The following is a 26,307-nucleotide window of genomic DNA, read 5'->3' as shown; positions in this document are numbered from 1 at the left end:
CCGCCCGGGCGGGCGTCCCCTAGACTCCCCCCGTGCGCACGTCGACCCGAAGCCCCTGGTGGCCCGCCTCCTAGGCGGACCGACGCGCGAACCCCTCGCACACGACCGCCTCATCCGGGCGGTCGTTCTGCATGTCAGGGCCCGGGTGAGGGACACCCCGAACCAAGGACCACGATGACCTCGCTCCTCTCCCGCATCCTCTCCTCCGACGGATCGCTGCCGTTCGCCGTCGTGCTCCGGCAGGGCCGGTCCGAGGTGGACGTCTTCACCGGCGACGTCGTCGACGTCGAGGGGCTCGCCGACATCCCGCTGAACGGCGAGGACGTCCTCACCCTCGTCCCCTACCGACAGGTGCGCGAGCGCGGGTTCGCCGCGAAGGACGACGGAGCGCCGCTGCGCAACCTGATCGTCCGCGAGCGCGAGAGCGTGCCCCTGGACGACGTGCTCCGCCTGCTGCCCGAGCGCGAGATCCCCGTCGAGGAGCGCGGGTTCGACGTGCCCGACGAGGAGTACGCCGACATCGTGCGCCGCGTGATCGAGAACGAGATCGGCCGTGGGGAGGGCGCGAACTTCGTCATCAACCGCGCGTTCGTCGCCCACACCGACGCTCCCCCGGTCGAGGCGGTGCTGGCCTGGTTCCGCCGGCTGCTGACCGACGAGTCGGGCGCCTACTGGACCTTCGCGATCCACACGCCCGGCGTCGACGGCGCCCAGACCGTGACCGCGGTCGGAGCGACCCCCGAGCGGCACGTCTCGGTGCGCGACGGCGTCGCGATGATGAACCCCATCAGCGGCACGTTCCGCCACCCGGCCGCCGGGCCCACGGGCGAGGAGGTGCTCGCGTTCCTCGCCGACGTGAAGGAGAGCGAGGAGCTCTTCATGGTCGTGGACGAGGAGATGAAGATGATGAGCGCGGTCTGCCCGAACGGCGGCCGCATCCTGGGTCCCTTCCTCAAGCAGATGTCGCGGCTCAGCCACACCGAGTACCTCCTCGAGGGGCGCACCGACCTCGACGTCCGCGAGGTGCTGCGCCTGACGATGTTCGCGCCCACCGTCACCGGCTCTCCGATGGAGAACGCCTGCGCCGTCATCGCCGAGTACGAGAAGGAGCCGCGCGGCTACTACTCCGGGGTCCTCGCCCTCTTCGAGCCCGAGGAGCACGGCTACACCGTCGACGCCCCGATCCTGATCCGCACCGCCTACCTCCGCCCCGACGGGCGCCTCACCGTGCCCGCGGGCGCGACCCTCGTGCGCCACTCGACCCCGGAGGGGGAGGTCGCCGAGACGCGCGCCAAGGCGTCGGGCGTGCTGTCGGCGCTCGGGCTCCTGCCGGGCCGGGCGGTCCCGCCGGCCGTCGACCTCAACGCGCAGCCCGGAGTCGCCGAGGCGCTCGAGGCGCGCAACGAGCGCCTCGCGTCGTTCTGGCTCCGGCCCCAGGCGCCCGAGCACATCGCCGGGCTCGACGGCCACACCGCACTGATCGTGGACAACGAGGACCAGTTCACGACGATGCTCGCGCACCAGCTGCGGCACCTCGGCATGGATGCCCGGGTCGAGCGCTGGTCGAGCGTGGAGGACGTGCTCACGGACGACCTCGTGGTGTTCGGGCCCGGCCCCGGCGATCCGCGCGACGGGTCCGAGCCGCGCATCGCGCGACTCCGGGAGCTGATGACCGAGCGGCTCGAGTCGGAGCGGCCGATGCTCGCCGTCTGCCTCAGCCACCAGATGCTCTCGCTGCTCGCCGGACTGCCGGTCGAGCCTCTGCCTGCTCCGCGGCAGGGCGTGCGCCTCGCCGTCGACGTCTTCGGCGAGGAGGCGGCGATCGGCTTCTACAACACCTTCTCGTCGGTGGCGGGATCGGGTGTCGAGCGCACCCCGCTGCTCGATCTCGAGGTGTCGGGCGACCCGGTCAGCGGAGTGGTCGACGCGCTCCGCGGCGAGCACGTCGCGTCGGTGCAGGGCCACCTGGAGTCGGTGCTGTCCTCGGACGGGCTGCGCACGCTCGAGCGCCTCGTGCGCACCGCGACGGCGCAGCCGGCTCGCGCATGAGCGACGTGCGGCTGATCGCGTCGGACGCCTACTCCCTGGAGCTGCGCTACGCGATCGCCGACAGTGTGCGGGCGGCGGCGGAAGCGGCCAGGGCCTGGCACGGACGCGGTGACAAGGAGGCGGCCGACGCCGCCGCCGTCGCGGCGATGCGCGAGGTGCTGGCCGACGCTCCGTTCGACGGAGTCGTGGTGATCGGTGAGGGCGAGAAGGACGAGGCGCCGATGCTCGCGAACGGCGAGCGCCTCGGCCGCGCGACCTCCCCCTCGTGCGACGTGGCCGTCGATCCGCTCGACGGCACACGACTGACCGCCGAGGGGCTGCCCGGGTCGGTCTGCGTGATCGCGCTGGCGCCGCGGGGCGCGCTCTTCGATCCGCGCGACGTCTTCTACATGGACAAGCTCGTCTGCTCGGCGGCCGGCGCCGGAGTCGTCTCGCTCGACCGCTCCCCCGGCGACAACGCGCGGGCGCTGGCGGAGGCACTGGGCAGGCCGGTGGAGGAGCTCGTGGTCGCGGTGCTCGACAAGCCGCGGCACGTCGCCCTGATCGCCGAGCTGCGCGGCGTCGGAGTCGCGCTGTCGCTGCGCGGCGAAGGCGACGTGTCTGTCGCGATCGAGGCGGCCGACCCCGACGGCGCGGTCGATCTGGTTCTCGGCATCGGGGGGACGCCGGAGGGCGTCGTCGCGGCGTGCGCCGTGCGCGCGCTGGGCGGTGTCATGGAGGGGCGGCTCGCGCCGCAGACGGACCTCGAGCAGGCGAACGCGCTGGCGGCCGGTCACGACCTGGAGCGGCTGCTGCGGCTGGAGGACCTGGTCGCCTCGGACGACGTGCTCTTCGCGGGCTGCGCGGTCTGACGGCGCGGCCTGGAAGCAGAAGAACCCCGGCTCTCGAGGAGCCGGGGTTCTTCCGGAACGTAGCGGGAGCGGGACTTGAACCCGCGACACCACGATTATGAGCCGTGTGCTCTAACCACCTGAGCTACCCCGCCGCGCGTTCTTCGCAGGCTCGACCTGCGGGGAACGGAGCCCCCTGTGGGAATCGGACCCACTACCTCTTCCTTACCAAGGAAGTGCTCTACCAATGAGCTAAGGGGGCGCACCTGCGGGCTCCGGCCCCGGGGGGCCTGCCCCTCTCGGGGCGTGCCCGCGATTTGGCACCGTTAGACAATAGCACCTCGCTGGAGGGGCGGTGACCGCGGGTGGGGTGGTCGAGCTCGCTGGTCGAGGAGCGCCGCAGGCGCGTCTCGAGACCCGCCCGCCTAGGAGCGGCTCGCCGCGTCGAGGGAGGCGAGCTCGGCCTCGCCGAGGACGAGGCTCGCGGAGGCGACCAGGGCGGGGAGCTGCTCCATCACGCGGGCGCTGGCGATCGGCGCGACGACTCCGGGCTGCGAGCGGAGCCAGGCCAGCGCGACCGTCGCGACCTCGACTCCGTGCCCCTCCGCCACCGCGTCCAGCGCGCCGAGCACCCGGCGACCGCGGTCGTCGAGGTACTGCGCGGCTCCGGAGGCACGGGGCGAGTCGGACGTCGTGCCGTCGCGGTACTTGCCGGTCAGGAACCCGGAGGCGAGGGCGTAGTAGGGGACGGCCGCCAGGCCGTGCTCGCGGGCGAGCGGCAGCAGGTCGGCCTCGATGCCGCGCTCGACGAGGTTGTAGTGCGGCTGCAGGGCGACAGGCGCGTGCAGTCCCTCCGCCGCAGCGATGCGGAGCCACTCCGCGATGCGCTCGGCGCTGAAGTTCGAGACGCCGATCGCGCGCACCAGGCCCTCGTCGACGAGCTCCGAGAAGACGCGGGCGATGTCCTCCATCTCGACCGCGTCGTCGTCGAAGTGGGCGTAGTAGAGGTCGATGCGGTCGGTGCGCAGGCGCTCGAGCGAGGCGCGGGCGGCGGCGCGCACGGTGTCGGGGGCGAGGCCCGGGAACTCGGGGTGGCGGCTGACCTTCGTCGCGACGACCACGTCGTCGCGGTCCGAGCGGCGGCTCAGCCACTCGCCGATGATCGTCTCGGACTCGCCGCCCTTGTTGCCGGGGACCCACGCCGAGTAGGAGTCGGCGGTGTCGATGAAGTTCCCGCCCGCGGCCACGTAGCCGTCGAGGACGTCGAAGGAGGTCTGGCGTCCCGCGGTCCAGCCGAAGACGTTGCCGCCGAGCGAGAGCGGGAAGACCTCGATGCCGGAGTCGCCGAGCGGTGCGCGGGTGGAGGAGTCGTGGGCGGTGGGGGCGCTGTCGATCGTCATGATCCGATTCAACCCGCTGGGTGCGGGGCGCTCACTCCCCCTCCGGCGCATGTGGAGCAAGCACTCAGGCGCCGAGCCCGCTCCGCTCTCAGAGGTGCTCGGGCAGCGGGTAGTCGGCGTAGGCGAAGCGGGACGAGTCGGGAGCCCAGCCGGCGACGTTGATCGTGCCCTGCCCGCCGAAGAGCCGCTCCACCACGCGGCCGGGCTCGACGGATCCGGCGGGCCGGCCCGCGAGGTCCAGCAGGCGCAGCTCCACCGGGAGGTTCTCCGGGTGGCCTGCAGTGCCGTCCGGGTACGCGAGCGAGAGCAGGAGCGCTCCGTCGGGAGAGACGTGCGGGAACCAGTCGACGGTGGCGGACTCGACGACGCGCTCGAGCTCGGAGCCGTCGAGGCGCATCCGGAACAGCTGGGCCCGACCTCCGCCACCGCGCTCGGAGTTGAAGTAGAGGACGTCGCCGGTCTCGTCGAAGTCGACCCCGTCGTCGGGGTGCTCGTCGGCGGTCAGCGCGGTGAGCGGGCCTCCCTCGGCGGGCATCGTGTACACGTTCGTGACCCAGCGGCCGGAGGCGTCCTCGCCACCGCCGATGAGGGCGAGCAGCGTGCCGTCGGGCGAGACTCCGTGGAGGTAGTGCTTGAAGCGCGCTCCGGGCGCCTCCTCCGTCAGCCGCCGCGCCGGCGCCGAGCCGTCGAGCGCCACCGCGTAGAGGTGGCCGTCGCGCGCCGACACGTACGCGAGTCCGCCACCAGGGGCGAGCACATGGTCGTTGTTGAGCTCCTCCGGCACGCCGTCGAGCGGGACCGGCTGGAGCGTGCCCGCGTCGGCACCCTCGAGCGGCAGCCGGAACAGCAGGCCGTCGCCGTTGACGACGAGGAACGAGCCGTCGGGCGACCAGTTGGGCGCTTCGACGAGCAGAGTGCGCGACTCGAAGACGGTCGTCGACGTGCCGGAGGCGACGTCGTGCACACGGATCCGGCAGAGCTGATCGGGGAGGAGGGAGCGGGCCATGGCCCCACGCTACGGTGCGGCGGCGCACCGCGGCAGGAGCCCGGCGCTTCTCCGAGACCCCGTGACCCGTCAAGCCTCGCCGCACTCAGGTTCTGCGCCACACCCCTCGGATACCCTGGAGGTACGACTGTGCTGGGTACGCCTTGGGAGGAACATGTGATGCTCCTCATCCTCGCGATCTCGTTCGCCCTGGCCGTCGTGACCCCCTGGATCGTCGACCGGTTCGGCCCGAAGACCTTCTACGCCCTGGCGCTCGTGCCCGCCGGCACCTTCGTCGCCACCGCAACCGCGCTCCCCACGATCCTCGACGGCGGCGAGATCCGCGAGACCGTGCCGTGGATCCCCGCGCTCGACATCGCGCTGTCGTTCCGCCTCGACGCCCTCTCGGTCGTGCTGGCGCTCGTGGTCAGCGGAGTCGGCGCCCTCGTCCTGGCGTACTGCGCGTCCTACTTCTCGCGCGACGAGCCGTCGCTGGGCCGCTTCGCCGCCCTGCTCTCCGCCTTCGCCGGAGTGATGTACGGGCTGGTCACCGCCGACGACGTGATCATCCTCTTCGTCTTCTGGGAGGCCACGAGCGTCCTCTCCTACCTCCTGATCGGCCACTACAGCGGTCGCAAGGAGAGCCGCGGAGCCGGTCTCCAGGCCCTGCTCGTGACCACGCTCGGCGGTCTCGCGATGCTCGTCGGCGTCGTGATCCTCATCGTCGAGTCGAACACCACGAGCCTCGCGGGCATCGTCGCCGCGGCGCCGTCCGGCCCGATCGTCTCGACCGCCCTGGTGCTGGTGCTGCTCGGCGCCTTCTCGAAGTCGGCACTCGTCCCCTTCCACTTCTGGCTGCCGGCCGCCATGGCCGCGCCGACCCCCGTCAGCGCCTACCTGCACGCCGCCGCGATGGTGAAGGCGGGCATCTACCTCGTCGCCCGCCTCGCGCCCGGGTTCGCCGACGACTCCGTCTGGCTGCCCGTGGTGGTGAGCGTCGGCGTCTGGACCATGCTCGTCGGCGGCTGGCGATCGCTCCGCCAGTACGACCTCAAGCTCGTGCTCGCCTACGGCACCGTCAGCCAGCTCGGCTTCCTGACCGTGGCGGTCGGCTTCGGCTCACGCGACGCCGCGCTGGCCGGGCTCACCCTGCTCGTCGGTCACGCCCTCTTCAAGGCGCTCCTCTTCCTCGTGGTCGGCATCGTCGACCACCGCGCGGGCACCCGCGATCTGCGCAAGCTCAGCGGCCTCGGCCGCCGGGCGCCGGTGCTCGCGGGGGCCGCGCTGCTGGGCGTGCTCTCGATGGCGGGAGTGCCCCCGCTGCTCGGATTCGTCGCCAAGGAGGCCGTCTTCACGAGCCTGATCTCGGCGATCGAGCAGGGCTCGGCCTGGGCCTGGGTGGCGCTGATCGGACTCGTCCTGGGCTCGATCCTCACCGTGGCGTACTCGGCGCGCTTCTTCTGGGGCGCCTTCGCGCGCAAGAAGGGGCTGGAGGACACTCACCTGCACGCCGAGCCGTGGACCTTCACCGCTCCGCCGGTGCTCCTGGCCGCCGCGAGCGTCGTGTTCGGCATAGCCGCGTCGGTGCTCGACCCGCTGATCGCGGTCTACGCCGACACCCTCCCGTTCGGCGCTCCCGACGGGGACGCGGAGCTGGTCGCGGCGGCCGAGGAGTCGGACCACGGCGGCTACCACCTGGCGCTCTGGCACGGCTTCGAGCCGGCGCTCGCGCTGAGCGCCCTCGTGATCGCGATCGGCCTCCTGCTCTTCGCGAAGCGCGTCGCGGTCGCCCGCCTGCAGTCGAAGGTGCCCAACCGCATCGACTCGGCCGAGGGCTACTGGGCCACGGTGCGCTGGCTCGACCGCGTCGCCAGCACGGTGACCGAGTTCGTCCAGCGCGGATCGCTCCCCCGCTACCTCACCGTGATCTTCGCGGTCTTCGTCGTCGGAGCCGGCGGTGCCGCGGCGTTCAACCGCACCTGGCCCGATGAGCTGGTCTTCTGGGACACCCCGGGCCAGCTGGCGGTCGCCGCCGTGATGATCCTCGCCGCGGTCCTCTGCGCGCTCGCCCGCAACCGCGTCGCGGCCGTGCTGCTGGCGGGAGCCACGGGCTACGGCATGGTCGCGCTCTTCGCGCTCCAGGGCGCCCCCGACCTCGCCCTGACCCAGGCGCTCATCGAGACGGTGACGCTGGTCGTCTTCGTGCTCGTGCTGCGCCGCCTGCCCACCCGGATCGCCGCGAAGCACCAGCCGATGCGCAAGCGCCTGCGCGCCGTGATCGGCATCTCGGTCGGAGCCGTCATGGCGGTCGTCGCGACCATCGCCCTCGGGGCCCGCACCGCGACTCCGATCTCGGTCGACCTGCCCCGCCTCGCCTACGAGGAGGGGAAGGGCCGCAACATCGTCAACGTCCTGCTCGTCGACATCCGCGCCTGGGACACGATGGGCGAGATCTCGGTCCTCGTCGTCGTGGCCACCGGAGTCGCGAGCCTGATCTTCCTCTCGAGCCGGGCGGGAGGCGCCCCGCGCCTGGAGCAGCCGGGCGCCGACGACCGCCGCGAGCGCGCCAGCGACCTCACGGCCCCCGCGCCGCAGTCCGAGCAGTCCGCGGGCGAGGGCGATCGCGGCTCCTGGCTCGTCGCCGGGCGGACGCTCCGCCCCGAGAACCGCTCGATCGTGCTCGAGGTGCTCGTGCGCCTCCTGTTCCACCCCGCGATGATCGTGTCGGTCTACCTGCTCTTCACCGGCCACAACACCCCGGGCGGAGGCTTCGCGGGCGGCCTGCTCGCCGGCCTCGCCCTGGTCGCGCGGTACCTCGCGGGTGGTCGCTTCGAGCTCGGCGAGGCCGCTCCGATCGACGCGGGCAAGGTGCTCGGACTCGGGCTCCTCTTCGCCGTCGGCACCGCGGTGTCCTCCCTCTTCTTCGGACTCGAGGTGCTCGAGTCGAGCTGGCTCGACCTGTACGTGCCGATCCTCGGCGAGCTGCACCTGGGCACCTCCACCCTCTTCGACATCGGGGTCTACCTCATCGTGATCGGCCTGGCGCTCGACATCCTCCGCAGCCTCGGCGGCGAGGTCGACCGCCACGGCGAGGAGGCCGAGCAGGGCTCGCCCTCGGGCGACGGCGTCACCCACTCGACCGACAGCACCCCCGGCCCCGGCGCCGGCACGGTCGACGGGCTCGAGACGAAGCTCCCCACCGGATCCACGGTCGTCGGCGGCCCGGGACGGGGGGACGGCGCATGAGCACCACCCTCGTCCTCGTGGTCGTGATGGCCGTGATGTACGCCGCCGGCGTCTACCAGATGCTCGAGCGCAGCCTCACCCGGATCCTGATCGGCTTCGTCCTGATCGGCAACGCGACCAACATCCTGATCCTGCTGATGGCGGGCCGGTCGGGGTTCGCTCCGTTCGTGAACGACGGCCGCAGCTACGAGGAGACCGCGGAGGGGATGGCCGACCCGCTCCCCCAGGCGCTGATCCTGACCGCGATCGTGATCACGTTCGGCATCACCGCGTTCCTGCTCGCCATGATCTACCGGCGGTGGCGCCTCGCGAACGCCGACCAGGTGGAGGACGACGAGACCGACGCGTCGGTGCGCGCCGACGCCGCCGGCATCTCGGCGCAGACCACGGCCGACGACAAGGCCCTCGACGACCTGCTCGAGGCGAGCGACGAGGGCACGGCGGCCAGGCACGGAGAGAGCTCGATGAGCGACGACAGGAAGGAGGACCGATGAACGTGCTGATCCCCCTCGTCGTCACCCTCCCCCTGCTGGGAGCCGCGGTCGCGCTCGTCCTCGGCCGCCACCGCCGCGCCCAGATCCTCGTCAACATCGTGACGCTGTCGGCGGTCCTCGTGATCTCCTCCGTGCTGCTCGTGCTCGTGCTGACGAACGACGACGGCGGCAGCGCCGTCTACGTGGGCGGCTGGGAGCCGCCGTGGGGCATCGTGCTGGTCGTCGATCCGCTCGCCGCGCTGATGCTCGTGATCACCTCGATCACGCTGCTGGGCGTCCTGCTGTTCTCGGTGGGCCAGGGCCTGGTCGACGGCAACCGCGAGACACCGGTCACGATCTTCCACCCGACCTACCTGATCCTCTCGGCGGGCATCCTCAACGCCTTCGTGGCGGGCGACCTCTTCAACCTCTACGTCGGCTTCGAGATCCTGCTGGCCGCGAGCTACGTGCTGATCACGCTGGGCGGCACCGCGCCGCGCATCCGGGCGGGCACGACCTACGTGGTCGTGAGCCTGGTCTCGAGCGTGTTCTTCCTCTCGGCCATCGGCCTGCTCTACGGAGCGACCGGCACGGTCAACATGGCGCAGCTCTCGATCCGCATCGCCGAGCTCCCCGCCGACGTGCAGCTCGTTCTGCACGTGGTGCTGCTGCTGGGCTTCGGCATCAAGGCGGCGGTGTTCCCGCTGTCGTTCTGGCTGCCCGACTCGTACCCGACCGCCCCCGCGCCGGTCACCGCGGTGTTCGCGGGCCTGCTCACCAAGGTCGGCGTCTACGCGCTGATCCGCACCGAGACGCTGCTGTTCCCCGGAGGAGACCTCAGCGCGGTCCTGCTCGTGGTCTCCCTCCTGACGCTCGTCGTCGGGATCCTCGGCGCGGTCGCGCAGGCCGACATCAAGCGCATGCTCTCGTTCACGCTGGTCTCGCACATCGGCTACATGGTCTTCGGCATCGCGATCGGGTCGCAGGCGGGCTACGCCGCGACGATCTTCTACGTCATCCACCACATCACGGTGCAGACCACCCTGTTCCTCGCGACGGGGCTCATCGAGCGCGTGGGAGGGACGACGTCGATCCTGCGGCTGGGCGGTCTGCTGAAGGCGTCGCCGCTGCTGGCGCTGCTCTACTTCATCCCCGCGATGAACCTCGGCGGCATCCCTCCGTTCACCGGCTTCCTCGGCAAGGTCGGCCTGTTCGTCGCCGGCACGGAGTCGGCGACGGAGCAGCCCTCGTGGCTGATCTGGGCGGTCATCGCCGCCGGCGCCGTCACCTCGCTGCTCACCCTCTACGCCGTCGCCCGCGTCTGGAACATGGCGTTCTGGCGCCGCCAGGAGGAGGTGCCCGGCTACGAGTCGCCGCTGATCGACCAGCTGCAGGAGGACCCGCACGACACGGGAACGGTTAGGACGCGGCACTCGCCGCCCATGATGGTGCTCGCGACCGCGGGCATGGTGCTCGTGAGCATCGCGCTCACCGTCGGCGCCGGGCCGCTCTACGACGCGAGCGAGCACGCCGCGGCCGAGATCGCCGATCCGTCGACCTACATCGCCACCGTGTACCGCGACTCGTCCTTCGGAGAGGAGGGCCCCCGATGAGCCCCCGCCGCCGCGTGGACATCTGGAACCGCGTCGCCATGTTCGTCACCCTCGTCGGCATCTGGGTGCTGCTGTGGGACGACGTCTCGGTGCTCTCGATCGTCTCGGGCTTCCTGATCGCCCTGCTGATCACCCGGGTCTTCTACCTCCCGCCCGTCGAGTTCTCGAACCGCATCAACCCGTGGTTCGTGCTGCTCTTCGTCCTGCGCCTGCTGCTCGACATCGCCAGCGCGTCGGTGCGGGTGTCGTGGCAGATCCTCACCCTGCCGGTCCCGGTGCACAACGCGATCGTGGCGGTGCATCTGCGCAGCCGCTCCGAGGGCATGCTCGTCTGGACCACCGAGGCGGTGTCGCTCGTCCCCGGCTCGCTCGTGATCGACGTCGACCCGCAGCAGAACGTGCTCTACCTGCACGTCCTCGGCGTCACCCACGACGAGGGCGAGCGGATCGAGGAGGTGCGCCGCACGGTGCTCAGGACCGAGGCGCGCATCGTCCGCGCGATCGGCTCGAAGGAGGACGTCGCACGCGTGAACCAGCCGCTCGGCGAGGGTGCGGGGGTGCTCCGATGATCGACTGGCTCGTCTGGATCCTCGTGCCCGTGTTCGGCATCGCGTGCCTGCTCGCGCTGGTGCGCATCCTCATCGGCCCCTCGGTGCTCGACCGCGTGGTCGCGGCCGACGTGCTGGTCGCCACGATCATCTGCGGGATCGGAGCCGAGATGGCGGTCAACCGGCACGCCACCACCCTCCCCGTCGCCCTCGGCCTCGCGCTCTTCGCCGTCTTCGGCTCGATCAGCGTCGCCAAGTTCATGGCCAACCGCGAGGAGGACTGACATGGACCTCGTGCTCGACGTCCTCACCGCCGTGCTGCTCCTCGCCGGCGGGCTGCTCTCGCTGGTCGCGGCGATCGGATTGATGCGCTTCGACGACCTGCTCTCGCGGATGCACGCGGGGACCAAGCCGCAGGTGCTCGGCCTGATCTGCGTGATGCTGGCCGTAGCGATCCGGAACCCCGGCTTCGCCGCCGCCGGCACGATCATCCTGGTGATCGGGTTCCAGCTGCTGACCGTGCCGGTCTCGGCGCACATGGTCGGCCGCGCCGCCTACCGCGCCGAGGCGGTCTCGACCGGGTACCTCGTCGCCGACGAGCTCGCCGAGGCCGTGTCGCGGGCCGACGAGCAGGCGCGCACGACCACGGGGCCGGAGTCGGGTCACACGTCGGAGGAGGCGGCGCGGACCTCTCGGGCGCCGCAGCCGGAGGACGAGGACGGGCCCGCGGCGACGGCGTAGGCCGGGTCTTCGGCGGCTCGAGCCCGGAGCGGGGCCGCGAGCAGGCGCCGAGGCGTTCAGCGCAGGAGCACCGCTCCGGCGGTCGGTGCTCCCGCAGCGCCCGTCATCGAGCGTGCCGCGAAGCCGCCGATCGCGAGGGTCGCGGCGAGCAGGCCGCCGAGCAGGAGCACCAGCAGCGGCACCACCCAGAGCAGGGCGCGGCGGCGGCGGGCTCTGGCCTCGTCGGGAGTCTCGTCGGTCACCCGTCGACCCTACGACGTCGTGCACCCCCTGCCCGCGAGGGGTGCTCTATCCTGGCCGCATGCCCCTCGAATCCCCTGTTTCCGGCGCGCCCGCGAACGAGCCGGTCGTGTTCCCCGCCGACTCGCCGAGCACTCCGGGCTCCGAGTGGTGGCGCTCCGCCGTCATCTACCAGATCTACCCGCGGTCCTTCGCGGACGCGGACGGCGACGGCATCGGCGACCTCCCCGGCATCACCGGCCGCCTCGACAGCCTGGCCGAGCTGGGCGTCGACGCCATCTGGCTCTCGCCCTTCATGACCTCCCCGCAGAACGATGCGGGCTACGACGTCGCCGACTACTGCGACGTCGATCCGCTCTTCGGCACCCTCGCCGACTTCGACGCGATGCTCGCCCGCGCGCACGCGCTGGGCATCCGCATCATCGTCGACCTCGTGCCCAACCACTCGTCCAGCGCGCACCGCTGGTTCCAGGAGGCGCTGGCGGCGCCCGCGGGCAGCGCCGAGCGCGCGCGCTACCTGTTCCGCGACGGCCGGGGCGAGACCGGCGAACTGCCGCCGAACAACTGGGAGTCCGTCTTCGGCGGTCCGGCGTGGACGCGGATCACGGAGCCCGACGGCGCGGCCGGCCAGTGGTACCTGCACCTCTTCGACACGTCGCAGCCCGACTTCGACTGGACGAACGAGTGGGTGCGCGAGCGCTTCCGCGAGGTGCTGCGCTTCTGGCTCGACCGCGGAGTCGACGGCTTCAGGGTCGATGTGGCGCACGGCATGATCAAGGCCGACGGCCTGCCCGACTACACGCCGCCCGCCGACAGCGGCTCCATGGGCGGAGTGGCACCGGCCGACGACCCCGACCCCGAGACGGCCCCCTACTGGGCCCAGGACGGTGTGCACGAGATCTACCGCGACTGGCACGCGCTGCTCGCCGAGTACCCGGCCGACCGCGTGCTCTGCGCCGAGGCCTGGGTCCAGCCGCTGCCGAAGCTCGCCCGCTGGGTCCGGCCCGACGAGATGCACCAGGCGTTCAACTTCGCCTACCTCGAGACGCCGTGGGCCGGTCCCGCCCTGCGCGACATCATCGACTCCTCGCTCACGGCGTTCGCCGCGGTGGGCGCCCCGTCGACCTGGGTGCTCTCGAACCACGACGTCGTGCGCCACGCGAGCCGCCTCGCGCTCACGGCCGACAACCCGCAGGGCTACGGCATCGGCCCGAAGTCCGCCGGACTCCCCGACCCGGTGCTGGGTCTGCGCCGCGCCCGCGCCGCCACGGCGCTGATGCTCGCGCTGCCCGGCTCCGCCTACGTGTACCAGGGCGAGGAGCTCGGCCTGCCGGAGGCGATCGATCTGCCGGACGAGTCGCGGCAGGATCCGACCTGGTTCCGCACGAAGGGCGAGCGCTACGGCCGCGACGGCTGCCGCGTCCCCCTGCCCTGGGAGGCCCACGCTCCCGCCTACGGCTTCAGCGCGTCGGGCGACTCCTGGCTGCCGCAGCCCGGCGACTGGGCGCCCTTCGCCCGCGACGCGCAGCGCGGAGTCGAGGGGTCGACCCTCGAGCTCTACCGGGCGCTGCTCGCCGAGCGCCGCGCGTCGCGGCTGGGCGAGGGGTCGATCGAGTGGCTCGACGGGTACCCGGAGGAGGTCGTGGCGTTCCGGAACGGAGGCGTCACGGTCGTCGCGAACACCGGCTCCGAGCCGGTGGAGCTGCCGGTCGGCACGGTCGTGCTCTCCTCCGAGGAGCTGCACGAGCCGGCGCTGCCGGGCGACACGACGGTCTGGCTGCGCACGAGCTGACGGGTCGGGCAGGTCCGGCGCCTGCACGCTCTGCAGGCGTCCGTGCGATCTGCAGGCGTCCGTGCGATCTGCAGGCATCGGTGCGGTGTGCAGGGCTTCCGCGGTCGAGCGGAGGAGTCTTCGCGGCTGAGCGCGCTCTCACGCTGCGAAGGCCTGCAGATCGAACGAATACCTGCAGATCGCGCACGCGTCCGGTCACGGTACCGGCCCAGCAGCCGGGCCCGACTGCGCCGGCGGTCAGCGTCCGGCGTTGGCCTTCAGCCAGAGGTACGAGTCGACCTTCGTGACCCCGTCGATCCGGATCTCGAAGTGCAGGTGCGGTCCGGTCGACATGCCCGTGCTGCCGACGAGTCCGAGGAGCTGACCGACCTTCACCGGGTCGCCCTCCTTCACCGCGGCGGTGCCGTGCTGCATGTGGGCGTAGACGCTCGAGACCAGCTCGCCGTCGATCTCGTGGTCGACGATCACGTGCACGCCCAGGGAGCCCTCGCCATCGATCACGGTGTGCACGACTCCGTCGGCGATCGCCTGGATCGGCGAGCCGTTGCCGGGGTTGAAGTCCGTGCCGCCGTGGTTCACCGAGCAGCCCGCGCAGTTGCGGTAGCCGAAGCGGTCGCCCACCGGCACTCCGACGGCGAAGGGCCACTGGATCGACGCGTTCTGGTCGTTCGTGAAGCCGGCGTCCGAGGTGCGGACGATGGCCGCGACGTCGGTCTGCGTCTTGCGCTCCTGGACCCCGAAGCCGTCGCGCGCGACGGTCTCGGCGCCGACGGCCCCGGCGACGAAGGACTGCGAGCCCTCGCGCAGGTCGACCCCCGGAGCGAGCACACCGGTCAGGTTCTGCGCCTGGACGTCCTCGGCGGTGAGGAGGGAGGTCGCCGGCAGCGAGGTCGCGGCGACGATGGCGGCGACGAAGGACAGGGCGACGAGCCCGCCGACGCGGGTGCGCGGCGCGGGTCGGAGGGGGGTCACCCGGGGAGCCGGCACAGGAGCGGGGGCGCGGGTCGCAGCGGCACGCGCCCGGGCGACCCGGCGCTCGGCGTCGAGCAGGTCGGTGGCGACCGGAGCGGCGGTGTCGGTCTCGGCGGCCACCTCGGCCGCGAGGGCCTGAGCCCGCTCGCGCTCGCGCAGCGCGCGTCGGGAGACCGGTGGGGTCGATTCGCCGGGGGTCGATGCGGACGCAGCGGGGGAGGGCGAATCGGGGCTCACGAAATCGGGATCTTCCGTCGGGGACAGGCGGACGAGGCGCACTCCGTCAGGGGCCGGACGGCGTCTCGGGTCTTCGCGAGGGCATCCTGTGCGAATGTCACGAATTCATAAAGGATACCCACGGACTGCGGAATCCGACCAGAGCGGTCGATGCAGAGGCACGATCCGGGCGTCGGACGCCGCTTCGACCACTGCTCCGTTGCGTGCCCATTCGCACGCATGCATCGACTCCGCGCTCCGACCGGTCTCGGAGAGCGCTCACACCTCGTCGGCGCGCAAGCGGCGGAGCAGGGGCTCGAGCTCGCCGAACAACGGGTCCGGCGCCGCGATCAGCAGGTCGGAACTCGCCGGACGGCCCTCGAAGCCCTCCACGCGCACCCCCGCCTCCTGGGCGATCAGCACGCCCGCCGCCTGGTCCCACGGGTTCAGCCCCCGCTCGAAGTAGGCGTTCAGCTGACCCGACGCGACGGCGCACAGATCCAGCGCCGCCGAGCCGATCCGGCGGATGTCGCGCACCGAGCCCAGCAGCTCCTGCACCACCGCGCCCTGGCGCATCCTCCGCGCGGAGTCGTAGCCGAAGCCCGTGCCGACCAGCGCCAGCGAGAGCGAGGCCGGCGCGACGGCGCGCAGCACGGCTCCGTCCCGCGAGGCGCCGCCGCCCAGGGAGGCCGCGTACACCTCCCCGGTCGACCCGTTCACCACGGCGCCGGCGAGCGCCGTCCAGGTCCGCGGATCCGGCTCACCCTCGACGACCGCGATGCTGACCGCGTAGGACGGGATGCCGTAGAGGTAGTTGACGGTGCCGTCGATCGGATCGACGACCCAGGTCAGCCCGCTGGTCCCGCCTCCGCCGCCCGACTCCTCCCCCAGGAAGCCGTCGTCGGGACGCGCCTCCTCGAGACGTCGCCGGATCAGCTGCTCGACCTCGCGGTCGGCTGCCGTGACCACGTCCTCGGCCGACGACTTGGACGCCGCGATCTCGACGCCGTCCTCCCGCCGCTGTCGGGCGAGGTGCGCCGCCTCGACGGCGATCGAGCGGGCGATGGCGAGGAGGGAGGCGTGGGCACTCATGGTCCCAGCCTAGGGACCGCGCCATCATGGAGGCATGAGCATCCCGATCGCGATCACTGGAGCCACCGGAGCCGTGGGCGGGCGCGTCGCACGCGAGCTCGCCGCGGCCGGCCTCCCCCTCCGCCTGCTGGTCCGCGATCCCTCCCGCGCCCCCGAGCTGCCGGGCGCCGAGGTGGTGCGCGCGACCTTCACCGAGCCCGGCGCCTCGCTCGAGGGCGTGAGCCTGCTGCTGATGGTCTCGGCGTCCGAGAACGAGCACCGCCTGGCGGAGCACCGCTCGCTCGTCGCTGCGGCCGCGGAAGCGGGCGTCGAGCACGTGGTCTACACCTCGTTCGCCGGAGCGGCGCACGACGCCGCGTTCACCCTCGCGCGGGATCACGCCGCGACGGAGGACGCGCTCCGCGACTCCGGCACAGGCTGGACCTTCCTGCGCGACAACCTGTACCTCGACTTCCTGCCGGACATGCTCGGCGCGGACGGCGCGATCCGCGGGCCGGCCGGCACGGGACGTGCGGCGGTGGTCGCCCGCGAGGACGTGGCTCGCACGGCCGCGGCGATCCTCCGCTCCCCCGACGAGCACCGGGGTGCGGTCTACGAGCTCACGGGGCCCGAGGCGCTGACCCTCGACGAGGTGGCCTCGACGCTCAGCGCCGCCGGGCGTCCGGCCGTGTTCGTCGACGAGACGCTCGAGGAGGCCTACGCCTCCCGGCGGCGCTGGAACGCCCCCGACTGGCAGGTCGACGCCTGGGTGAGCACCTACACCGCGATCGCCGCGGGGCAGCTCGAGCACGTCTCGGACGATGTGGAGCGCCTCACCGGGCGCCCGCCGCTGTCGCTGGCCGGGTTCCTGGCCCGCGAGCAGCGATGAAGCGGGGCACCAACCTCCCGGCGCTCGGCGGCTACAACCAGGCGCTGGTGCTCGAGCTCATCCGCCGGGCGCCCGCCGGGATCAGCCGGATCGAGCTCGCCGCGCAGACCGGCCTCTCGGCGCAGACGCTCTCGAACGTCGCCCGCCGACTCCTCCAGGACGGGCTGGTGCGCGAGGCGGGCAAGTCCGGCTCCGGCCCCGGCAAGCCGCGCACGATCCTGCAGCTGGAGCCCGACGCGCGTTTCGCGATCGGGCTGCACATCGACCCCACCGTCACCACCTGCGTGGTGCTGGACCTCGAGGGCCGCACCGTCGCCCACGCCCGCACGCGCACGCCGCGCGGCATCCGCCCCGAGGAGACGATCGCTCGCCTCAGCGCCTCCGTCGCTGCGATCATCGAGACCTCGGGCGTCGATCGCGAGAGGGTCCTCGGAGTCGGCATCGCCTTCCCGGGACCGCTCGACGCCCAGCAGGGCCGCATCTTCGACCCGCCGCTGCTCGAGGAGTGGCACGACGTGCCGCTGGGCGACTCGCTGTCGGCCTCGACGGGCCTCACCGTGCACGTCGAGAAGGACGTGACGGCGGCCATGGTCGCCGAGACCTGGATCTCGACGCACGACGTGGGCGCGAACGGCCTGCTCTTCTACTACGGCACCGGAGTCGGTGCCGGCCTGGTCGTCGAGGGCGCCGTGGTCCGCGGGGCGAGCAGCAACGCGGGCGACATCGGGCACCTCATCGTCGATCCGGACGGGCCGCTCTGCCGCTGCGGGCGGCGCGGCTGCCTCGGCGACTCCATCGCCCCGAGCGCGCTCGTCGCCGAGGCGGTCGAGCGGGGGATCCTGCCTCCGCCGCGCGACGGCCTGGACCCGAGCTCGGTCGACGCGGGATTCAGCCGCCTGCTCGAGCAGGCGAACGCCGGCCACGAGGACGCCGCCGCGATCGTCCGTGTCGCGGCGCAGCGCATCGCGCGCGGGGTGCTGAACATCGCGGGCCTGCTCGACCTCGACCACGTGATCTTCGGCGGACCCTTCTGGGAGCGGGCGGCCGGCGCGGTCCTGCCCGTCGTCGCGACAGCCCTCGCCGAGGACCCGGCGTCGATGCTCACGCACCGGGTCCAGCTGCGCAGCTCGCGGCTGGGCGAGGACATCGCGGCGATCGGCGCCGCCTGCGTGGTGCTGGACCGCGCGATGACGCCCGCGACGGCGTCGCTCCTCATCGAGACCTGATCGTCATCATCGCCCGGCTCTCCACCCGGCCGTCGCTCTTGACAGAGTTATTCAAGACGTTTTATAAATAGCCCGGAGGCCGGTGGGACACCCCGACCGGTCCCCGGAGCAGACCCGCGTGCGCGGACGCTCCGACCCTCGCCCCTCCCCCGGGGGCGGGGGTCGTCCGGTCGCTGTCGCGACCCTGAAGCAAAGGAGCTTTCATGTCCCGTCGAGTCGCGGTCGCCGCCGCTGCACTCACCGTCGTGATGGGCCTCACGGCCTGCTCGGCGTCGTCCCCCTCCGCCGGAGGCGAGGAGCCGAAGTCGATCAAGGTGGCCTACCAGACCACCGCCACCTTCGCCCAGATGCAGACGCTGATGGAGGACGCGAAGGAGCAGTACGAAGCCGCCCACGAGGGCGTCACGATCGAGCTGGTCCCGATCCAGGGCGAGGGTCCCGACTACTACACGAAGCTCGCTCTGATGAACAAGTCGGCGGCCACCGCCCCCGACGTGCAGTACGAGGACACCTTCAAGATCCAGTCCGACGCCGCCGCCGGCTACCTCCTCCCGCTGGACGACCGCCTCGCCGAGTGGGAGGACTGGTCGCAGTTCGCCGACGGAGCTAAGCAGGCCGGCCTGGGCCCGGACGGCAAGACCTACGGCGTCTCGCTCGGCACCGACACCCGCGGCCTCTGGTACAACACCGAGCTCTTCGAGCAGGCCGGCATCGCGACCCCCTGGGCGCCCGCTACCTGGCAGGACGTGCTCGACGCGGCCGAGACCATCAAGAGCGAGCTGCCCGACGTGATCCCGCTGAACGTCTACTCCGGCAAGGCCGCCGGCGAGGCCGCCTCGATGCAGGGCCTCGAGATGCTGCTCTACGGCACCGAGGACACCCTCTACGACACCGACGCGAAGAAGTGGATCGTGGGCAGCCAGGGCTTCCGCGACTCCCTCTCCTTCATCGGCGACGTGTACCAGGACGGCCTCGGCCCGACCCCGCAGCAGGCGCTCGACCCCAACATCTTCACCAACGTGACGGCGGAGTGGCTGCCCTCCAGCACCCTCGCGATCGCGCTCGACGGCTCCTGGCAGTCCGGCGCCTGGATCGACGGCGGCTCGAGCCCCTGGCCCGAGTGGGACTCGACCCTCGCCCTCGCACCCATGCCGACGCAGTTCGGCGACGCCCCGGGATCCACCAGCATGTCCGGCGGCTGGACCCTGGCCATCGGAGCGAACACGAAGGCGCCCGACCTGGCCTTCGACTTCCTCACCACGGCCCTGAACAAGGACAACTCGCAGTCGTACGCGATCTCGAACTCGCAGATCGCGGTCCGCGCCGACGTCGCCGAGGACCCCGAGTACACCGCCGCGAACCCGTCGTTCGAGTTCTTCTCGAGCCTGGTGCCGAACACGCACTTCCGCCCGGCCACCGAGGACTACGGCCAGATCTCGAACGCGATCACCGTGGCGATGGAGTCCGTGATGACCGGGCAGCAGAGCGTCGAGGAGGCCGCGGCCGCCTACGACGAGGCCGTCGAGGGCATCGTCGGAGCCGACGGCGTGACGGAAGCCGAGTAGCGTGACCCCCTCCCTCCGCGCGCCCGTGCGGCCGGTCGACGGCCAGGAGCTCCCGGGCTCCCGGCCGCCGGCCGGCGAGGGAGCGAGGACGGCGGCGCTGCACCGCCGCCGCTCGCTCCTGCGCACCCTGCCCCTGGGTCCCGCCACGCTGATCCTCGCGATCTTCCTGCTCGGGCCGATCCTCGTCTCGTTCTGGGGATCCTTCACCGACTCCTCCCTCTCGGGCAGCACCGCCGCGGCGAACTCGTTCGTCGGCTTCGACAACTACGTCGCCCTCTTCCAGGACCCGGACTTCCCCAACGCCGTGATCCTCACGGTCGTGTTCGTGCTCGGCTCGGCCGTGATCGGGCAGAACGTGCTCGGCCTGGGTCTCGCCCTGCTGATGCGGGCCTCCGGGCCGATCGTCCGCAGCATCGTCGGCACGATCGTCGTGACCGCGTGGGTCCTGCCCGAGATCGTGGCGGCGTTCGCCTCCTACGCGTTCTTCCGCGACGAGGGCACCGCCAACTCGATCCTCGCCCTGCTCGGGATCAGCGGCCCGAGCTGGCTCTACGTGTTCCCGATGGTCACGGTGATCGTGGCGAACATCTGGCGCGGCACCGCGTTCTCGATGCTCGTCTACTCCGCCGCCCTGGCCGACGTGCCGCCGGAGATCACCGAGGCGGCCGAGATGGACGGAGCGAGCGGAGCGAAGCGCCTGTTCTTCGTCACGGTCCCGATGATCCGCCGCACCATCGCCACCAACGCCATGATCACGACGCTCCAGACCCTCTCGGTCTTCACGCTCGTCTACGTCATGACCGGCGGCGGACCCGGCACCTCGGCGACGACCCTGCCGCTGCTCGCCTACCAGGAGGCGTTCAAGTTCGGCCAGATCGGGTTCGGCACCGCGATCGCCACCATCATGCTGCTCGTCGGCGGCATCTTCTCCGTGTTCTACGTGCGCGCGCTGCGCTCGGAAGTGGACTGACCATGTCGATCTCGATGTCCGCCCCCTCGCACCGCGTGATGCGCACGCTCTCGAACAGCGTGCTGCTGGTCATCGGCGCATGCTTCGCCCTGCCGCTGCTGTGGCTGGTGCTCGCCTCCGTCGACGCGAATCCGACCCTCTCGGTCCGGCTGCCCACGGTCTTCACCCTCGAGAACTTCCGCAGCGTCCTCACCCCCGAGCTGACCTTCGGACCGCTGGGCAACAGCGTGCTGCTCTCGGGCGGCGCGGCGCTGCTCACCGTCGTGCTGGGCCTGCTCGCCGCCTACCCGCTCTCGCGGTACCGGATGCGGATCACGAAGCCGTTCCTCTACGGGATCCTCTTCGGCACCTGCCTCCCGATCACCGCGATGATGGTGCCCGTCTACAGCCTCTTCGTGCAGCTCAACCTGATCGACTCGCTGATGGGGACCGTGTTCTTCCTCACCGCCTCGTCGTTGCCGATCGCGATCTGGATGCTGAAGAACTTCATGGACTCGGTGCCGATCAGCCTCGAGGAGGCCGCCTGGATGGACGGGGCGTCGTCCATGACGACGCTCGTCCGCATCGTCATCCCGCTGATGCGCCCCGGGATCGCGGTGGTCTTCATCTTCACCTTCGTCCAGGCCTGGGGGAACTTCTTCGTCCCCTTCGTGCTGCTGCTCAGCCCCGGCAAGCAGCCCGCCGCGGTCAGCATCTTCAACTTCTTCGGCGCGAACGGAGCGGTCGCCTACGGCCAGCTCGCCGCCTACTCCCTCGTCTACTCGCTGCCGGTCCTGGCGCTCTACGTGCTCGTCCAGCGCGGTCTCGGCGGCGCCTCGGCGCTAGCCGGCGCCGTCAAGGGCTGAGTCCGCGCCCGACCGCTCCCTCCGGAAGGAATCCTCCTCATGCACGACCGCCGCCTGCTCGTCGAAGAGCGCGTCGACCGCTTCGTCCGCGAGCGCCTGTTGCCCGCCGTCCACCGCGCCACCGCTCCGCTGGACCTCCTCGCCTGGCAGGTGCCCGGCGAACCGGTGCCCTTCGCCGAGGCCGCCTCGGCCGAGTACGCTCCGTTCTCGGCCGGAACCGCCTGGGGCCGACCCTGGTCGACGCTCTGGCTCAAGGTATCGGGCTCCGTGCCCGCCGAGTGGCTCGTCGACGGAGCACTGCCCGAGGGCGTGCGACCCGAGCTGGTCGTGGACCTCGGCTTCGACGGCGGCCAGTCGGGCTTCCAATCCGAAGCGCTCGTCTGGCGCCCGGACGGCGTGATCGTGAAGGCGATCTCGCCCTACAACAGCGCCGCGGCCGGAGCGGTCGACGCGGACGGCCGCGTCGACGTGCTGATCGAGGCCGCGGCGAACCCGGACGTCGGCAGCGACTGGAGCTTCCGCCCCACTGCGGTGGGCGACCTCGCCACGGCCGGCGACGCTCCGCAGTACGTCCTGCGCCGCGTCGACATCGCCCTGCTCGACGTGACCGTCTGGGAGCTGCTGCAGGACGTGCGCGTGCTGCGCGGCCTCGTGGGCGAGCTGGCGGTCGGCTCGCCCCGCCGCGCCGAGGTGCTCGCCGCGCTCGAGCGGATGACCGACGCCGTCGACCCGTCGGACGTCGCCGGCAGCGCCGCAGCCGGCCGCCGCGCCCTCGAGGACGTGCTCGCGAGCCCCGCCGTCCCCAGCGCCCACCACCTGCACGCCGTCGGCCACGCGCACATCGACTCCGCCTGGCTCTGGCCCGTGCGCGAGACGATCCGCAAGTGCGCGCGCACCTTCTCGAACGTGATCGCCCTGATGGACGAGCACCCCGACTTCGTCTTCGCCTGCTCGTCGGCGCAGCAGTTCGCCTGGATGAAGCAGCACTACCCGGAGCTGTTCGCGCGGATCCGCGAGAAGGTCGCCGCCGGTCAGTTCGTGCCGGTGGGCGGGATGTGGGTCGAGTCCGACACGAACCTGCCGGGCGGCGAGGCGATGGCCCGGCAGTTCGTCGCGGGCAAGCAGTTCTTCCTCGAGGAGTTCGGCGTGGAGTGCGAGGAGGTCTGGCTGCCGGACTCGTTCGGCTACTCCGGCGCCCTCCCCCAGATCGCGCGCGCCGCAGGAGCCCGCTGGTTCCTCACGCAGAAGATCTCGTGGAACGAGACCAACACGATGCCGCACCACACCTTCGACTGGGAGGGCATCGACGGCACGCGGATCTTCACCCACTTCCCGCCGGTCGACAAGTACAACTCCGACCTCGTGGCGTCCGACCTCGCCCACGCCGAGCGGAACTTCGCCGACCACGGCCGCAGCACCGCCTCCCTCCTCCCCTACGGCTACGGCGACGGCGGGGGCGGGCCGACCCGCGAGATGGTCGCGACGGTCGCGCGCACGACCTCTCTCGAGGGCTCGCCGCGCGTCGAGCACTCCTCGCCCCGGGCCTTCTTCGAGGCCGCCGAGGCCGAGTACCCGCAGCCCGAGGTCTGGAGCGGCGAGCTCTACCTGGAGTCGCACCGCGGCGTCTACACGAGTCAGCTGCGCACCAAGCAGGGCAACCGCCGCAGCGAGCACCTCCTCCGCGAGGCCGAGCTGTGGGCGAGCACCGCGACTGTGCGCACGGGAGCCGAGTACCCCGCCGCCGAGCTGCGCGAGCTCTGGCAGCTCGTGCTGCTGCAGCAGTTCCACGACATCCTCCCGGGCTCGTCCATCGCGTGGGTGCACCAGGACGCCGAACGCAACTACGCGGCGATCGCGATGCGGCTGGAGGGCGTGATCGCCGAGGCGCTCCGGGCACTGGCGGGGACGGGTGAGCACCTGCTCCGCGTCAACGCCGCTCCGCATGCGCGTGCCGGCGTCGAGGCGCTCGGTGCGTCGTCCTCCGCCATGGCGCCCTCGTTCCTCCGGGTGCAGGAGCTGGACGGAGGGTTCGTGCTCGAGAACGAGCGGATCCGCGTCCGCGTCGACTCCGACGGCCTGCTGGCCGAGCTGGTCGACCTCGCGTCGGGCCGTGACGCGGTGCCCCCGGGCGAGCGCGCCGGCGTCTTCCAGCTGCACCGCGACACCCCGAACAAGTGGGACGCCTGGGACATCGACCACCACTACCGCCACCACGTCACCGACCTGATCGCCGCCGACAGCGTGCGCCTGGGCGACGACGGGGTCTCGGTGATCGTCGAGCGCTCCTTCTCGTCCTCCCGCCTTGTCGAGACGATCACCCTCGAGGCCGGCTCGGCCGAGCTCGGGCTCACGGTCGACATCGACTGGCAGGAGAGCCAGAAGCTCCTCAAGCTCGCGTTCCCGGTCGACGTGCACGCGGACCGGTTCGCCTCCGAGATCCAGTTCGGGCACATCGAGCGGCCGACGCACGCCAACACCTCGTGGGACGCGGCCCGCTACGAGACCAGCGCGCACCGCTGGATCCGCGTGGGCGAGGGCGCGTACGGCGTCGCGATCACGAACGACTCGACGTACGGCTACGACGTCACCCGGCAGCCCCGCCACGGTGGCGGCAGCACCACCGTCGCGCGGCTCTCGCTGCTGCGCTCGGCGGTGTTCCCGGACCCGCAGCAGGACCGCGGGCAGCACCGCCTCCGCGTCGGCGTCGTCGTCGGGGCCACGACCCAGGACGCGGTGACCGCCGGCTACCGGATCAACCTGCCCGAGCGCCGCGTCGAAGGCGCGGCGGAGTCGGAACTGGCGCCGCTCGTCGCGCTCTCGTCCCCTGCTGCGGTCGTCGAGGCGGTCAAACTCGCCGAGGACGGCAGCGGTGACGTGATCGTGCGGCTCTACGAGGCGCTGGGCCTGCGGTCGACGACCGAGCTGACCGCCGACTTCGCTGTGTCGGCGGTGGTGGCGACCGACCTGCTCGAGCGCCCGCTCGAGGACGACGCGACGATCTCCTCCGTCACCGAATCCGGCGCGACCCTGTCGCTCCGCCCGTTCCAGCTGGTGACGCTGCGCCTGCGGCGCTGAACGAGCGGGCTCCGGAGAAGGGGCCCGCGACGCGGGAACGCCCCGGTCACCTGCTGGTGACCGGGGCGTTCTGCGGAGTGCGTGGCGAGTGAGGGATTCGAACCCCCGAAGGCTACGCCGTCTGATTTACAGTCAGATCCCTTTGGCCGCTAGGGTAACTCGCCGTGGCGCACCCGACCGGGAATCGTGCTCTCGACCGAAGGCGCTGGACAAATATACCCGCGGGGCCCGACGATCGGAAATCGGCGCCTCACTCCGCCGCCGCGGCGTAGCGGGACGCCGCCTCGGCCACCTTGCCCGCGTAGCTCGTCGCCGGGTTGTAGGCCGCGATCGCCGCGCGCCAGCCCGACTCCGTCGACAGGTCCCCGCCGGCCTCGCAGAGGTAGCGGGCCGCGGTCACGGCCTGCTGGTCGACGTTCTGCGGATCCCAGCCGCTGGAGGCCCACCGCATCCACGTCGCCGGGATGATCTGGAGCGGACCCATCGCGCGGTCCACCTCCGGATCGCCGTCCAGCGCCCCTCCGTCGTTGTCCTCGACCCGGTCGAACTCGGTGCCGTCGAGGCGCGGGCCGTAGATCGGCTCCGCGGCACGGCCGTCCTCGCCGAGCGCGCTGCCGAAGATGGTGCCGTGCCGGCTCTCGACGTAGCCGATGCCGGCGAGCGTCGCCCAGTCGAGGCGGCAGTCCGGATCGACGGAGGAGGTGAGGAGCGCGGCTCCCGCATACGCGGTCAGCGCCCGCTCCGGGATCCCGCTCCCCTCGGCGGTGCCGGACAGCCACTCCGGGCTGGTCAGGAAGCGCACGGGAGTCGCGGCCGTCGCGTCCGAGTCCTCGAGCAGAGCGGGATCGAGTGCCGCGGGAGTCGGCGCGGTGGGCGGGACCGTCACCACTCCCCCCTCGTACTCGATCGTCGACGTGGTGGCGGCGCTGCATCCCGCGAGCAGCGCGCCGACGAGCGGCAGCAGGAGCAGGGCGGGGAGACGGCGCATCCTCCAGTGGTACCAGGACAGCCTCCGCGGACGCCCCGCACCGCCCGGGAGTCCGCGACGCCCGGAAGCTAAACTCGGAGCCATGGCAGATTCAACGTTCGACGTCGTCAGCAAGGTCGACAAGATGGAGGCGGACAACGCCCTGAACCAGGCCCACAAGGAGGTCGAGCAGCGCTACGACTTCAAGAACGTCGGCGCCTCGATCGCGTGGAGCGGCGAGAAGATCCTGATCAAGGCCAACACGGAGGAGCGCGCGAACGCGATCCTCGACGTCTTCCAGTCGAAGCTGATCAAGCGCGGCATCAGCCTCAAGAGCCTCGACGCCGGCGAGCCCTTCGCCTCGGGCAAGGAGTACCGGATCGAGGCCACCCTGAAGGACGGCATCGACCAGGAGCACGCGAAGAAGATCAACAAGCTGATCCGCGACGAGGCCCCCAAGTCGGTGAAGTCGCAGATCCAGGGCGACGAGCTGCGCGTCTCGTCCAAGAGCCGCGACGACCTCCAGGCGACGATGTCGCTGCTGCGGGGTGCCGACCTCGATCTCGATCTCCAGTTCGTCAACTTCCGCTGAGG

22 protein-coding genes and 3 tRNA genes are annotated in these 26,307 nt (G+C 71.8%); 16 read left to right on the top strand and 9 right to left on the bottom strand.

Features of this window, described 5'->3' with window-relative positions; all coding sequences use genetic code 11:
• The first annotated feature begins 174 nt into the window (after positions 1 to 174).
• Both ASF48_RS10175 and ASF48_RS10170 read left to right on the top strand, forming a co-directional pair.
• Positions 175 to 2,049, top strand: coding sequence for an anthranilate synthase family protein (locus tag ASF48_RS10175; protein ID WP_055790583.1), 1,875 nt, complete (start codon positions 175 to 177; stop codon positions 2,047 to 2,049).
• Positions 2,046 to 2,900 (top strand): fructose-bisphosphatase class II family protein, encoded by an 855-nt coding sequence (locus ASF48_RS10170; protein ID WP_055790580.1) that lies wholly within the window; start codon positions 2,046 to 2,048, stop codon positions 2,898 to 2,900. The genes ASF48_RS10175 and ASF48_RS10170 overlap by 4 nt, the downstream gene beginning before the upstream one ends.
• Positions 2,901 to 2,960: 60 nt before the next feature.
• Here ASF48_RS10170 and ASF48_RS10165 read toward each other — a convergent pair.
• The 4 genes from ASF48_RS10165 to ASF48_RS10150 all read right to left on the bottom strand — a co-directional run bounded on the left by ASF48_RS10165 (position 2,961) and on the right by ASF48_RS10150 (position 5,285).
• A tRNA-Met gene (locus tag ASF48_RS10165) sits at positions 2,961 to 3,034 on the bottom strand.
• Between the two features lie 35 nt (positions 3,035 to 3,069).
• Positions 3,070 to 3,141: transfer RNA gene (locus ASF48_RS10160), tRNA-Thr, on the bottom strand.
• Between the two features lie 163 nt (positions 3,142 to 3,304).
• A complete protein-coding gene (locus tag ASF48_RS10155; protein ID WP_055790577.1) occupies positions 3,305 to 4,279 on the bottom strand; it encodes an aldo/keto reductase in 975 nt (324 codons plus the stop codon).
• Positions 4,280 to 4,367: 88 nt separating this feature from the next.
• Positions 4,368 to 5,285 (bottom strand): TolB family protein, encoded by a 918-nt coding sequence (locus ASF48_RS10150; RefSeq protein WP_055790574.1) that lies wholly within the window; start codon positions 5,283 to 5,285, stop codon positions 4,368 to 4,370.
• A 159-nt stretch (positions 5,286 to 5,444) separates the two neighbouring features.
• Here ASF48_RS10150 and ASF48_RS10145 point away from each other — a divergent pair, with 159 nt between their 5' ends.
• The 6 genes from ASF48_RS10145 to mnhG are packed head-to-tail and all read left to right on the top strand — an operon-like array spanning position 5,445 to position 11,885.
• The gene (locus ASF48_RS10145) at positions 5,445 to 8,510 is read left to right on the top strand and encodes a Na+/H+ antiporter subunit A (RefSeq protein ID WP_055790571.1); all 3,066 of its coding nucleotides are present in this window, start codon (positions 5,445 to 5,447) and stop codon (positions 8,508 to 8,510) included.
• Positions 8,507 to 9,004 carry a Na(+)/H(+) antiporter subunit C gene (locus ASF48_RS10140; RefSeq protein ID WP_055790568.1) on the top strand — a complete coding sequence of 166 codons (498 nt, stop codon included), beginning with the start codon at positions 8,507 to 8,509 and terminating at the stop codon, positions 9,002 to 9,004. The genes ASF48_RS10145 and ASF48_RS10140 overlap by 4 nt, the downstream gene beginning before the upstream one ends.
• Positions 9,001 to 10,596 carry a Na+/H+ antiporter subunit D gene (locus ASF48_RS10135; RefSeq protein ID WP_055790565.1) on the top strand — a complete coding sequence of 532 codons (1,596 nt, stop codon included), beginning with the start codon at positions 9,001 to 9,003 and terminating at the stop codon, positions 10,594 to 10,596. Before ASF48_RS10140 ends, ASF48_RS10135 begins: the two co-directional genes overlap by 4 nt.
• Complete coding sequence (locus ASF48_RS10130; protein ID WP_055790563.1) at positions 10,593 to 11,165, top strand: Na+/H+ antiporter subunit E; 573 nt, start codon at positions 10,593 to 10,595, stop codon at positions 11,163 to 11,165. Before ASF48_RS10135 ends, ASF48_RS10130 begins: the two co-directional genes overlap by 4 nt.
• Entirely contained in the window at positions 11,162 to 11,428 is a 267-nt protein-coding gene (locus ASF48_RS10125) for a monovalent cation/H+ antiporter complex subunit F (RefSeq protein WP_055790560.1), read from the top strand. The genes ASF48_RS10130 and ASF48_RS10125 overlap by 4 nt, the downstream gene beginning before the upstream one ends.
• Position 11,429: 1 nt before the next feature.
• Positions 11,430 to 11,885, top strand: a complete 456-nt coding sequence (gene mnhG, locus ASF48_RS10120) for a monovalent cation/H(+) antiporter subunit G (RefSeq protein WP_082481217.1) — start codon at positions 11,430 to 11,432, stop codon at positions 11,883 to 11,885.
• A gap of 56 nt (positions 11,886 to 11,941) precedes the next feature.
• Here the strand turns inward: mnhG and ASF48_RS10115 are convergent, their stop codons facing one another.
• The gene (locus tag ASF48_RS10115) at positions 11,942 to 12,127 is read right to left on the bottom strand and encodes a hypothetical protein (RefSeq protein ID WP_055790558.1); all 186 of its coding nucleotides are present in this window, start codon (positions 12,125 to 12,127) and stop codon (positions 11,942 to 11,944) included.
• Positions 12,128 to 12,186: 59 nt separating this feature from the next.
• Between ASF48_RS10115 and ASF48_RS10110 the strand changes: the two genes are divergently transcribed.
• Entirely contained in the window at positions 12,187 to 13,917 is a 1,731-nt protein-coding gene (locus tag ASF48_RS10110) for a glycoside hydrolase family 13 protein (protein WP_082481214.1), read from the top strand.
• A 237-nt stretch (positions 13,918 to 14,154) separates the two neighbouring features.
• Here the strand turns inward: ASF48_RS10110 and ASF48_RS20075 are convergent, their stop codons facing one another.
• Both ASF48_RS20075 and ASF48_RS10100 read right to left on the bottom strand, forming a co-directional pair.
• Positions 14,155 to 15,126, bottom strand: a complete 972-nt coding sequence (locus ASF48_RS20075) for a M23 family metallopeptidase (RefSeq protein ID WP_157603135.1) — start codon at positions 15,124 to 15,126, stop codon at positions 14,155 to 14,157.
• A gap of 258 nt (positions 15,127 to 15,384) precedes the next feature.
• The gene (locus tag ASF48_RS10100) at positions 15,385 to 16,197 is read right to left on the bottom strand and encodes an inositol monophosphatase family protein (RefSeq protein WP_055790548.1); all 813 of its coding nucleotides are present in this window, start codon (positions 16,195 to 16,197) and stop codon (positions 15,385 to 15,387) included.
• A gap of 34 nt (positions 16,198 to 16,231) precedes the next feature.
• On the opposite strand from ASF48_RS10100, the gene ASF48_RS10095 reads away from it, so the two are divergent.
• The 6 genes from ASF48_RS10095 (at position 16,232) to ASF48_RS10070 (ending at position 24,746) form a co-directional block, all read left to right on the top strand.
• Positions 16,232 to 17,065 carry an SDR family oxidoreductase gene (locus tag ASF48_RS10095; protein WP_055790545.1) on the top strand — a complete coding sequence of 278 codons (834 nt, stop codon included), beginning with the start codon at positions 16,232 to 16,234 and terminating at the stop codon, positions 17,063 to 17,065.
• Positions 17,062 to 18,291 (top strand): ROK family transcriptional regulator, encoded by a 1,230-nt coding sequence (locus ASF48_RS10090; RefSeq protein WP_055790542.1) that lies wholly within the window; start codon positions 17,062 to 17,064, stop codon positions 18,289 to 18,291. The genes ASF48_RS10095 and ASF48_RS10090 overlap by 4 nt, the downstream gene beginning before the upstream one ends.
• A gap of 203 nt (positions 18,292 to 18,494) precedes the next feature.
• Positions 18,495 to 19,856, top strand: a complete 1,362-nt coding sequence (locus ASF48_RS10085) for an extracellular solute-binding protein (RefSeq protein WP_055790539.1) — start codon at positions 18,495 to 18,497, stop codon at positions 19,854 to 19,856.
• A gap of 1 nt (position 19,857) precedes the next feature.
• Positions 19,858 to 20,826 carry a carbohydrate ABC transporter permease gene (locus ASF48_RS10080; RefSeq protein WP_442965569.1) on the top strand — a complete coding sequence of 323 codons (969 nt, stop codon included), beginning with the start codon at positions 19,858 to 19,860 and terminating at the stop codon, positions 20,824 to 20,826.
• 2 nt (positions 20,827 to 20,828) lie between these two features.
• Positions 20,829 to 21,671 carry a carbohydrate ABC transporter permease gene (locus tag ASF48_RS10075; RefSeq protein ID WP_235577227.1) on the top strand — a complete coding sequence of 281 codons (843 nt, stop codon included), beginning with the start codon at positions 20,829 to 20,831 and terminating at the stop codon, positions 21,669 to 21,671.
• A gap of 39 nt (positions 21,672 to 21,710) precedes the next feature.
• A complete protein-coding gene (locus ASF48_RS10070; RefSeq protein ID WP_055790536.1) occupies positions 21,711 to 24,746 on the top strand; it encodes an alpha-mannosidase in 3,036 nt (1,011 codons plus the stop codon).
• Between the two features lie 82 nt (positions 24,747 to 24,828).
• On the opposite strand, the gene ASF48_RS10065 is transcribed toward ASF48_RS10070, so the two are convergent.
• Positions 24,829 to 24,910: transfer RNA gene (locus ASF48_RS10065), tRNA-Tyr, on the bottom strand.
• An 86-nt stretch (positions 24,911 to 24,996) separates the two neighbouring features.
• A complete protein-coding gene (locus ASF48_RS10060; RefSeq protein WP_055790534.1) occupies positions 24,997 to 25,734 on the bottom strand; it encodes a hypothetical protein in 738 nt (245 codons plus the stop codon).
• 82 nt (positions 25,735 to 25,816) lie between these two features.
• Between ASF48_RS10060 and ASF48_RS10055 the strand changes: the two genes are divergently transcribed.
• Positions 25,817 to 26,305, top strand: coding sequence for a YajQ family cyclic di-GMP-binding protein (locus ASF48_RS10055; protein WP_055790527.1), 489 nt, complete (start codon positions 25,817 to 25,819; stop codon positions 26,303 to 26,305).
• The last annotated feature ends 2 nt before the right edge of the window (positions 26,306 to 26,307 follow it).

Origin of the sequence: Rathayibacter sp. Leaf299, assembly GCF_001423055.1 — a bacterium.
Lineage (GTDB): Bacteria > Actinomycetota > Actinomycetes > Actinomycetales > Microbacteriaceae > Rathayibacter > Rathayibacter caricis.
This window is presented reverse-complemented; position numbering and strand designations above follow the sequence as displayed.